Origin of the sequence: Rhodoferax sp. UBA5149 (assembly GCF_002413825.1) — a bacterium.
In the GTDB taxonomy this organism is placed as follows: domain Bacteria; phylum Pseudomonadota; class Gammaproteobacteria; order Burkholderiales; family Burkholderiaceae_C; genus Rhodoferax.
In genome coordinates, this window is record NZ_DHXT01000159.1 from 20,983 (window position 1) to 31,968 (window position 10,986).

Here is a 10,986-nt window from a genome sequence, read left to right on the forward strand (position 1 = left end):
CACGGCGGCACCGAGATGGGCCAGGGCCTGAACACCAAGGTGGCGCAAATCGTGGCCGACGAGCTCGGTGTGCCGTTTGAGCGCGTGCTGGCCACCGCCAGCGACACCAGCAAGATCCCCAATGCCTCGGCCACCGCCGCTTCGGCCGGCACCGACCTGAATGGCCGAGCCGCCCAGTTTGCGGCCCGCCACGTGCGCGACAACCTGAGCGCATTCGTCTGCGGTCTGGACGGCTGCGGGGCGGGTGCCATCCGCTTCGAAGGCGGACAGGTGCTGTCCCCCAACACGACGCGCAGCTTTGACGAGGTGGTGAAGCTGGCCCATGCGAACCGCATCCAGCTCTGGAGTGACGGCTTTTACCGCACGCCGAAAATCCACTACGACAAGACCACCTTGACCGGGCGACCGTTTTATTACTTCGCCTACGGCGCCGCCTGCACCGAAGTGGCGATCGACACGCTGACCGGCGAGAGCCGCGTGCTCAGAGTGGACATCCTGCACGACGTCGGCCGCTCCATCAACCCCGCCATCGACATCGGCCAGATCGAAGGCGGCTTTGTGCAAGGCATGGGCTGGCTCACCACCGAGCAACTGGTGTGGAACGACAAGGGGCAATTGAGCACCCACGCCCCCAGCACCTACAAGATTCCCACCGCAGGCGATGTGCCGGAACACTTCAAGGTCGATCTCTGGCCCGAACCGAATCGCGAAGACAATGTGTTCGGCAGCAAGGCCGTCGGCGAGCCGCCGCTGATGCTGGCGATCAGCGTGTACGAGGCGCTGCGCGATGCCATAGCGCAGGCACGCGCAGATGGGCAGGCCGTGCGCTTGACGGCGCCGGCGACGGCGGAGAATGTGTTGCGGGCGCTGGCTGGCTGACGCTGCTGAAACCACCCCTGTGCACGCCGTCGCTTTCGGACCGCAAGAGACTGCAAGCGGCTGTAGAAATTCCAAAAATGCTTGCTTGATACCTGACCTTGCAGGTTGACGGTCGGCAAAGCGGCGGCGATTTCAATGACCGCACCACCCGCACCCGACCAAGAAGAGACGATCGGTATAGCCCATCCACTCAGCCAGAGAAGAGCACGCAACCAACGAGGTCGGTGCCCGAGCCAAAAAGGGACGGCCGACTCGCATTCAACATGGGCGCTATTCACGCCGCCGCCCCCGGAACCAGCCAGCGCGTCAACGTAACTTTCACGGCATCATTGACCACGAGGCAGGCGAACATGGCGTAGGCCAGAAGAACGAGGGTTTGCCACCAAGGCAGTGGCGCCAGGCTTGGCAATCCCACATAGGTCAGCGCGGTGCCGACCAGCGCATCGGCCGCGAGGGCGGCGATGAGGGTAGCGCTGGGCATCGTCGTCCAGAACCAGCGGCGTTCCCGGGCGGAGATGATGGAAAACACCGCCAGATACAGCAGCAAAAGGAAGCTGAACGTGTACAGGGCCTCGTCGTGGACAGCCAGGCCGAAGGGCGACCACGCAAACCACAGCAGTGCCAGTGCCTCGGCAAGCATGCACAGGCCCAGTGCGACCGAGACCGCGACAAAGCCACCGATGTTCCAGGTCTCGGGGTTGCGCGAAGATCGCACATGGTCGGTCGCGAGGGCGATCTTCGCGAAGTCGGTCATGAACGTCAGCAGCAGCATCGCGAAGGCGGACACGACGAACTTGCCCGTCAGCACGTAGGCGATCGCGACAAATGCCGACTTCAGGATTGTGCGACTGATTTTGTTGATGATCCAGGTGAGGATGCGCTGGTAGATGGTGCGTCCCTGCTCAACGAGTGCGACGATGTTGCTCAAGCCGGCCTGCGTCAACACGACGCTGGCGGCGCCCTTGGCGACATCGGTGGCGGTACTGACCGCTATGCCGACCTCGGCCTGACGCAGCGCTGGCGCATCGTTGACGCCGTCGCCGGTCATGCCGGTGACGTGGCCGGCGGCTTGCAGGTGCTGCACCACCGTGTACTTGTCCTGCGGGTACACCTCCGCGAACCCATCCACGGTTGCCAGGGAGTCCGTCTGATCGGTGTTGGTCTTCGCGCTGTCGGCTTTCAGTTCGTCGACCCGCCGGATGTTTGGCAGACCCACGCGCCTGGCGATCTCGATCGCAACCGGCAACGCATCGCCCGTCAGCATTTTCACGCCGATACCAAGACCGCGAAGGTCGGCAATGAGTTTGGCGGCATCGGGGCGAAGCGGATCGATCAGGGTCACCAGTCCGAGCAGGGTCGGCATCGCCGCTTCCGGTCCACGGGCCACCGCCAGGGTTCGGTAGCCTTTACGAGCCGAGTCGCTGACCCGCGCCTCCAGGGCTTCGATCGCGGGTGCAGCCAGGCCGCAAGCCTCGGCGACGGTGCGCACCGCACCCTTCATCACCCGCAGTCGCTGCATGTTCTGGCTGAACACAGCCTCGGTGCGCCGGGTCTTCGCGTCGAAGGGCGCGAATGAAACTGGCGTGACCGGCAACTGACCATCGAAGACTTGGCGCTTCTTGGCGGCGTCAAGAAAGGCCAGATCGATGGGGTCCTGGTCGGCCTCCTGCGACGCCAGGGCACCGGCGCGCAGCACCTCCGATTCGGTCGCATCTTCGAGCGCGATGACGCCCGTGATGGCGAGCTGATTCATCGTGATAGTGCCGGTTTTGTCCACGCACAGCACGTCCATCGTGGCGGCATCCTCGGCTGCACTCAGTCGCGTGACCAGGACGCCGCGCTTGGCGAGTTCGCTGGAACCTACCGCCATGCTCACCGTGAACATGACCGGCAGCGCCACCGGCACGGCGCTCATCAACAGCACCAGCATGAGCGGGATCATCTCGACCAACGAGGCGCCGCGCATGAGAGAGATCACCGTCACTATGCCCAACATCGTGCCGACGATCACGAACAGCCAGCGTACCACCCGGGACACGACCGCTTCAATGTGTAGCTTGGGACGTGCCTGCTGGACCAGTTCGGTGGTGCGGCCGAACAAGGTTCGCGCGCCCGTCAGCAAGACACGGGCACTGCCTTCGCCGCGCCGAACCACCGAGCCTGAAGACAGTTCGTCACCCGCCACCTTATCAATGTCAGTCGACTCGCCGGTGAGGGCCGACTGATCGACACTCATGCTGCCGCTCAAGAGCCTCAAGTCGGCGGGAACTATGTCCCCCGAGCGCACCCGGACGATGTCGCCGGGCACCAGTTCGCGGGCGGCGATGACCTGCCAGCTTGCGTCGCGCAGCACGCGCGCGCTCACCTGCAGGCGTCGCCTCAGCGCCTGCACCACGCCCGCTGCACGGCGCTCCTGCGTAAATCCCAAAACGGCGTTCAGGATCAGCAGCGCGGCCACGATGGCGAGGTCGGAGTACTTTCGCAGCACCGCAGACAAGACCATGATCAGTTCAAGCATCCAGGCGGACAGGCCCCAGAACTTGCCCAAAAATCGCCGCATCGGATGCTCTGGCCGTTCTTCGACTTCGTTGTAGCCATGCTCCAGGATCTGGGCTTTGGCCTCGGCGCTTGTGAGGCCGATGGCGAGGTCCACGTCCGGTGCACTCGCTGTCTCTTCGGCCGGGGAATTTACCGCGTCCAGATGCGGTGCCGCCGGCGGGTACGGGCGCGTCACCATGTGTCTGTCCGCCGCTGGCAGACTGCGGCGCTACGACGGGCGCACATGATCAACTCGATTCGGATGGACCATGGCGGCCCCGTATCAGCAGTACAGGTGCCAGTGCGATCCAGATCAAAGATTCCGCAACGCCGCCGATGAACATCCGACTCAGGCCGCGGCATCCGTGCGTGCGTGCCAATCACAATCAGGTCGGCGCGCCGCGCCTTGGCGTTGCGGGCGATCTCATTGGCGATGCGGTCCCGAAGCGATTGAACCTCAAGCCGGACGGGTTCGGCCTCGACCCCCGCCTTACGTGCTACCGCTGCGGCCTGTTTCAGTACTCTGTCACCGTCTCGTCGACTTGCGTTCTCATACTCCGTGAGTTCATAGGGCGACTCGGCGCTGGGCGGAACGACATCGACCACGAAGACAATGCGCAAGGCAAACTGCTGATCCTTGGCGAGCTTGATGGACTCACGCAAGGCCACTTTGGCCACACTGCTGCCATCAATGGCAACAGCGATACGTTTGAATAGGGCCATGATCGTTCTCCATTCCGACTCGCCTGCTCATGCAGTGAACAGCGCGTTGGTCAATTATCTACCTGCTAAAGCAGAACATCGGGCATCGAGCACACCAATCGTCAAGCAACTGACGCATACTTTCGTAAGTCGGTTTTGGCTGTCAATCGACCCTGGCCAGGCCACGTCTTGAAACTGACCCGCCAGAAAGCAGCCGCTGACCAATACCAGAAAACGCTGCATTGCGAAAATTCAGACCACTTTCTCAAAACACGCATCGCCACAGGTTGGTCAAGAAAATCCGAAATAATCATCAAGGACTTGCAGTCCTGCGCAGTCGTACCCAGACCGTGGCTTCGAACGGAAATTGGTCAATTGCATTCCGTAGCCACAAGGATATGGCACCTCGCATTCGACTGGCGCGACGGACTAACAGAGCAAGACGCGGCATGACGAAACTACGCACTCGGGTCAAACTGGATCGACAACGGGATGTCTTATCCGACGCGATTCAAAGTCCAAGATTGGCTCAGGGCGATGACTGCCGCGGCGCATAGGTCACCACGCGGTTGCGGCCACCGTTCTTGGCTTCGTAAGACGCGCTGGCCATCCCGCCGATCATCCGGTGCTCCAATTCCCGCGCGCGTATTTCGCCGCCAAGGACCGCTGGTACGACGCGCACGACTTTCCCGAACATACCTCCGGCCGTGGTCTGAATCGGTACTGATCGTCATGGCCCGGTCGCCTCGCTATCAGCGTTTGGAGATGATGTTGCGTTGAATCTCCTTGCTGCCGCCATAGATCCAGCCGCCGCTGTTGGTCAAGTGGTCTACGCTCCGTTACGATCAAGCAGGCGCAGCTTGTCCGCAATGGTCTTATACCTCTCATGCTCAGGGAGTGGCGGCTTTTGCGTCGTAATGACGGGCCATTTGCCGCTCGCGGCAATCTCAGCATTGATTTCCAGGAATTGAAGCTGATATCCCGGCAGGTCATCGTCGGCAAAGATGGCCTCCACTGGGCACTCTGGCACGCACACACCACAGTCAATGCAAGCGCTGGGGTCAATCACCAGAAAGTTCGGCCCCTCCATGAAGCAATCGACCGGGCAGACTTGCACGCAGTCGGTGTATTTGCATTTGATGCACGATTCGGCAACGACGAAGGTCATAGACTTTTTTCTTTTTTTTGGTTACTTTTCGACAAAGGCGCGCTCAACCACGTAGCTGCCCTGCTTTTGCATCGACCCTTCATCGAATCCTCGTCGGTGCAGTATTTCCACGAGATCAACCAGCACACCGGGGTTGCCGCAGATCATCACTCGGTCGTGCGATGGATCGATGGCGGGTAGCCCGAGGTCGCGTTCGATATTTCCCGACTCCAGCAAGTCAGTGATACGGCCCTGCTGCACAAACGGCTCCCGCGTCGCGGTGGGGAAGTAGCGAAGCTTTTGCTGAACCGCCTCGCCGAGGTATTCGTGCGTTGGCAAGGTCTCCTTGATGTCATCGTGGTAACCCAGCTCGCTGACGTAACGCACCCCATGGACCAGAACGATGTGCTCATAGGCTTCGTAGTAGTCCGGGTCCCGCACGATGCTCATGAAAGGCGCCAGGCCCGTCCCCGTACTCAGGAGGTAGAGGTTGCGACCCGGGCGCAAGTTGTCTTTGATCAACGTCCCCGTCGGTTTACGTCCCACCAACAGCGTGTCACCCACCTGCAAGTGCTGCAAATGCGAGGTCAGGGGGCCGTCCGGCACCTTGATACTGTAGAACTCCAGATGTTCCTCGTAATGCGGGCTGACGATGCTGTAAGCGCGCAGCAAAGGACGGCCCTGAATCTCCAAACCAATCATCACGAACTGGCCAGACTGGAAGCGCAACGCGGAATTGCGTGTGGTTGTGAAGCTGAAAAGCGTGTCATTCCAATGGTGGACGCTGAGCACTTTCTCTCGAAGGAGTGCGGGACTGCTGCTTGAACTCATGAGGTACTTTGGGTTTCAAATGGCTAAGTTGATCCCCGCGCCGCTTCAATACAGCGCGAGGGGCGGTGACAAATGCAGGATGCGAATGCTTAGGCCGAGACCGGTGCCGACGTGGGAATTCGCTCGATGCGCGCCGGCACCCGTTTGTGCCAAGGTGTTCCGGCAATGGGGTCGCGCTCCGTGACTCCCGTCAGCTCGTTCAGAGGTACGCCTTTGCGCTCGACCACGCCATCGGCGCGGCGGTAATCCAAGCCCAGGCCGTTGGGTAATGAAACATGCCCGGATTGAAGTGCTTCGGACAGCTCCACTTCAGCATCCGCGCTTCCACGACGTGTGGTGACTCGGACCCACTCCCCCGCCTGACAACCTAAGGCGGCCGCATCCTGGGGACACATGCGCAAGGTTCCAAAGGGACCCTTCTTGTGCCAACTGCTGTCCCGGAACGTCGTATTGGAGGTTTCGGTACGGCGTTCGCCTGCGGAGAGTACAAACGGGTACTGCGCATCCACCGCAGGACCACCTTGTGCCAGTTTCTCGATCTCCGGCAGCAACTCCGGAATCCATAGGTTGATTCTTTGACCTGGAAGGCGCACCGCCTTCCAGCTATGGCTGTATTCGGTATCGGCGTAGATCACTCCCGATGGGCTACCCACAATGGCTTTGAACAAGCGGTTCGCCGCCAATATGGGGTGGCCGCCAAAACCGGCGCGGGCAGCCGCCTGTGGTTGCTGGCGAACGTACATCTGGCAAATTCCCCAAAGTGAAGCTCCGGCCGCCATGCCCTTTGGCATATGTGGCCCCAGGGTTCGATAAAGCACCACCGGGGCATTGCGGGCCACTCGCTTGTCGCGCATGGATTTCCACCCAAAAGCCAGGGCGTAAGGCAGCAGTCCCCATCCTGCTGCCTTGCGCAAAAAGCCATATTGCGCAGGTCCCACGGCGCCGAGTGCTTCCACCAAGCGCGCGTGGATTTCTGCTTCGGTCAAAGTGCCCTCCCGCTGCTCGAACAACGGTTGACGCAGATGAAATCCGTTTCTGGGAACTTCAATATTGAAGAAGGTGGCCTCTGCTTTTTCAAAGGCGCTGGAGGCAGGAAGGACGTAGTCGGCCTGCTGGGCAGTTTCCGTCATCGCCACATCAATCACCACGCTCAGCTCCAAGGCGCGCAGGGCTTCGCGCATCTTCTGGCTATCGGCCAGTGAATGCACTGGATTGGAGCTTTCGATGAACATGGCACGGAAGCGCTTTGGATGATCCGTGAGAATTTCTTCCGGAATCACGTTACAGGGGATCAATCCCATGATGACCTTTGAGCCCGTCACCGGACTGGTTCGACCGGCCTTCGGCACGCCAGTTGCAGATTTGGAAGCCTTCTTGGCTTGGTCGCGGCCCGAATAAGAAAAATTGATGAAGGGCACGAAGGCATTATTGGTGCCCGGGCGGCCATAGTGCCCGGTCAACAGCCAAACCAGACGGTTCAGATAACTATTGAGTGTGGAGTGGATGTTCATTTGCACACCCAGGTCTTCCAGCATGGAGACGCTCTTGGCGTGAGCGATACGGCGCGTTGCGCTGCGTAGCAAGGCCTCGTCAACGCCGCAAATTTGAGCATACCGCAAGATGGATATGCGTCGCAGCACAGCGACGATGTCACTGAGCCCGGTGGTGTGCTCTGCATGCCAATCCGCTGGGGCAAGGCCCTCCTGCACGATGATCGCGGCCATGGCAGTAAGACACCAGGCGTCGGTTCCCGGTTTGACCGCCAGGTGGTAGTCCGCCATCGCTGCGGTCTCCGTCTTGCAGGGATCAATGACGATGATGGAACGGTTCGGGTCTTTTTGCATGTCACGCAGAATCACGCGGGATCTTGCAAAGCCGTGCGACTGCCATGGGTTTTTGCCGAGAAAGACCGCAACTTCGGCATGCTCGAAATCACAATGCACACCAGAGCCCATCATCTTGCCCTGCACCCAAGCCTCACCCGTCTTCTCCTGCGCCAGCGCGTTGGAACGGTACTGGATACCCAATGCCTTGGTCGTGCTGTCTGCGTACGTTCCGCCCAAGTGATTGCCCTGGCTACCTCCGCCGTAGTAGAGGATGCTTTCACCACCATGCTTGAATTTGATTGCAGCAAATTTCTCCGCGATTTCACGGATCGCCGTATCCCAGTCAATCGCCTCGTAGCGGCCATCGGCTCGCCTGCGCATGGGGGAAGACAGTCGGTCAGCGCCATTCTGGTAGTAGTCCATGCGTTGCGCTTTTTCGCACAGGTAGCCGTGCGAAATGGGGTGTTCCTTGTCCGCACGGATACGAATGATCCGCGGTCCCTTGGTTTGGACTTCAAGACCGCAATTGAGCGCGCAGATGATGCATGCTGTTTTTTTCCACTCTGCTGACTCAGTACTACTCATATACCACCTCGATTAATTTTGCTTTTTGGATCATGATCGTTATCCTATAAAATAACTTTATTACTGTCAATAGACGTTTTCGCCTAAACTTAAAACTCATATGCGTTACTCGAAGGAACACAAAGAACAGGTGCGGCAACAACTGCTATCTGAGAGCGGGAGCTATGCAAAAAAACATGGCTTCGCGGCGACCGGTGTTGATGCGCTGGCGGGTGCCGCGAGCCTGACAACGGGTTCGCTGTATAAGCACTTTGACAACAAGAACGCTCTTTTCTCTGCGCTTATCGAAGCCGAACTAGATCGAACCGTGCACCGCTTCGCGGACCTGACACCGGGCGACACCGGAGCAATGCTCAAGGCGCTGGCGAGCTATCTCAGCATGCAGCACGTCCGATCACCAGAACACGGGTGTCCACTCCCTTCCTTGACTGCAGAGGTCGCACGGTCCACTGATGAGGTCCGTGCGACATTCGAAGCAGGAATTCTTCAATTCAAAAACGTATTGAAGGAATTGACCGGATCAGACACCACCGCATGGACACTGATCGCCCAAAACGTCGGTGCCGTGATGATTGCGCGTGCCATGTGCCATGATTCCGTCAAGCGCGAAATGATCAATGCCGTTCGGACTGCGGGTGCAAATCTTCTGGTCAATGCGCCTGATAAAAAGTAGTTCACCGACGAATGATGTGAGGCGCGCGTCACGATCCCGGCATCCCGATAGCTACTGTTCCCGAGGATGCGAGGAACGCATCGCGCAGGGCTTTCTTGTGCAGCTTCCCGGTCGGCAGGCGGGGGAAATCATGAACGAGCTGCACGTTTCGCGGCGTCTTGACGGGCCCCAGATGCTCCCGGCACTTTGCCCGTAGTTCTTGTGCCAATTCATTGACGTCGAGTGCAGATTGCTCGCTTACCTGAACGATAGCCTGAATCGCTTCGCCGTACTCGTCATCAGGCACGCCGAACACTGCGGCGTCCAGGACACGGCTATCGCGCAGCAGGAAGTCTTCAATCTCCTGCGGGTAGACATTCACGCCGCCCGAAATAATCACAAAGTCCCGGCGGTCCGTGAGGTACAGATAGCCTTCTTCGTCAACATGGCCAATGTCGCCGTAGGTCCACCACCCTTGCCTGCTTTTGGAGCGTCCCGTCTTGGCACCGTCATTGAAGTATTCGAAGGTCGAGGTACTTTCGAAAAAAACCAGGCCGGTCATACCGCTCGGCAGTTCCTTGTCGTCAGCGTCGAGAATATGAATGATCCCGTCAACGGCCCTTCCAACAGAACCCTTATGTTGCAACCATTCCTGCGAGTCGATCGCACAGGCACCGATCCCTTCGGTTCCTGCATAGTATTCGTACATGATCGGGCCCCACCAGCCGATCATTTGCTCCTTGATATGAACCGGACAGGGTGCCGCACCATGGTACGCCGCTTGATGTCTCGACAAGTCACCGACCGAGTCACGCACTTCCGAAGGAAGCCGGAGAAGCCGGTTGAACATGGTAGGAACCCACACGCTGTGCGTGACGCCGAATCGGGCAATGCATTCCAGCGCCAGTGCGGCATCGAATTTTTCGAGCACAACGCTTGTGCCGCCGATGGCCAGCGTCGCCGCGACACTGCGATAGGGCGCGGCATGGTACAGGGGCGAGGTGCATAAATGGACCATATCCGGTCCGGCGCCGGGTCGCTTATCCGCGCCCGCATTGCGAGAATCCGGATCGTCAAACTTTCCCGTCGGCATCGGCTTGCGGACGCCTTTTGGGCGTCCGGTCGTGCCGGAGGAATACATCATTTCCCGCCCCGGTGTCGGGTTTTCGATTGCAGTGTCCTCAACTTGATTTATCTGGCCTTCCCATCGAACAAATCCAGGGAGATCGCCTTTCAACGACAGTAACCTCACGCCGTCGAGCTCATAAAGAGAAAGCTTCGTTGCGCACTCTACTCTTGCAGACACGATGAGGACTTTCGCTCCGCTATCGCGAACGATATGGTGAAGGTCCTCGGCACCCAAGCGGGTAGATGCCGGTGTGAAGCGGACGCCGATTCGTTGGCAGCCCCAGGCAATTTGCAAAAATTCCGGGGAATTGTCGACGCAGAAAACCACGCCGTCGCCCGGGACTACGCCGAACGGGCGCAATACCCGGGCGGCCTGGTTCGCACCTTGGTCGAGTGCCCCGTACGTGAGTGACACGCCACTCGGGACAAACACCGCAGCAAGCTTTTCTGGCTGCTGCGCGGCATGGATGGACGGATGGGTCATGGCGTCTGCGCAATGGTCAAAACGGTTCCGACCATGGCCGCAATTCCAGTTCATGGGTCCAGGCGCTGCGCTGTTGCAGGTGAACTTGCCAGTAGGTTTCCGCGATGGCGTCGATCGAGAGCAAGCCATCGGGCCCTTTTTCATTTTGACGACCGGGAAACGCCGAGAGCAAACGATCCCCCTCGATGCCACCGTCGATGACGATGTGGGCGAC

Annotated in this window: 8 protein-coding genes and 1 pseudogene; 2 read left to right on the forward strand and 7 right to left on the reverse strand. The window is 59.5% G+C overall.

Features of this window, described 5'->3' with window-relative positions:
• A partial coding sequence (locus tag B3V69_RS14140) for a molybdopterin cofactor-binding domain-containing protein (protein WP_296447568.1) occupies positions 1–879 on the forward strand: 879 nt, incomplete at its 5' end.
• 274 nt (positions 880–1,153) lie between these two features.
• Here B3V69_RS14140 and B3V69_RS14145 read toward each other — a convergent pair.
• The 5 genes from B3V69_RS14145 to B3V69_RS14165 form a co-directional block, all read right to left on the reverse strand.
• A complete protein-coding gene (locus B3V69_RS14145) occupies positions 1,154–3,613 on the reverse strand; it encodes a plasma-membrane proton-efflux P-type ATPase (protein ID WP_414707536.1) in 2,460 nt (819 codons plus the stop codon).
• On the reverse strand, positions 3,610–4,140 hold the full coding sequence (locus B3V69_RS14150) for a universal stress protein (protein ID WP_296447571.1): 531 nt from the start codon (positions 4,138–4,140) through the stop codon (positions 3,610–3,612). The genes B3V69_RS14145 and B3V69_RS14150 overlap by 4 nt, the downstream gene beginning before the upstream one ends.
• An 808-nt stretch (positions 4,141–4,948) precedes the next feature.
• Entirely contained in the window at positions 4,949–5,287 is a 339-nt protein-coding gene (fdxA, locus tag B3V69_RS14155) for a ferredoxin FdxA (protein ID WP_296447572.1), read from the reverse strand.
• Positions 5,288–5,308: 21 nt separating this feature from the next.
• On the reverse strand, positions 5,309–6,097 hold the full coding sequence (locus B3V69_RS14160) for a ferredoxin--NADP reductase (RefSeq protein ID WP_296447574.1): 789 nt from the start codon (positions 6,095–6,097) through the stop codon (positions 5,309–5,311).
• 89 nt (positions 6,098–6,186) lie between these two features.
• Positions 6,187–8,508: a molybdopterin-dependent oxidoreductase gene (locus tag B3V69_RS14165; protein ID WP_296447576.1), complete on the reverse strand. Its 2,322-nt coding sequence runs from the start codon at positions 8,506–8,508 to the stop codon at positions 6,187–6,189.
• Positions 8,509–8,608: 100 nt separating this feature from the next.
• On the opposite strand from B3V69_RS14165, the gene B3V69_RS14170 reads away from it, so the two are divergent.
• Positions 8,609–9,181, forward strand: a complete 573-nt coding sequence (locus B3V69_RS14170) for a TetR/AcrR family transcriptional regulator (protein WP_296447578.1) — start codon at positions 8,609–8,611, stop codon at positions 9,179–9,181.
• 28 nt (positions 9,182–9,209) lie between these two features.
• Here B3V69_RS14170 and B3V69_RS14175 read toward each other — a convergent pair whose 3' ends face one another.
• A complete protein-coding gene (locus B3V69_RS14175; protein WP_296447579.1) occupies positions 9,210–10,772 on the reverse strand; it encodes an AMP-binding protein in 1,563 nt (520 codons plus the stop codon).
• 16 nt (positions 10,773–10,788) lie between these two features.
• A pseudogene (locus B3V69_RS14180) lies at positions 10,789–10,986 on the reverse strand (glucose 1-dehydrogenase); the annotation flags it as partial.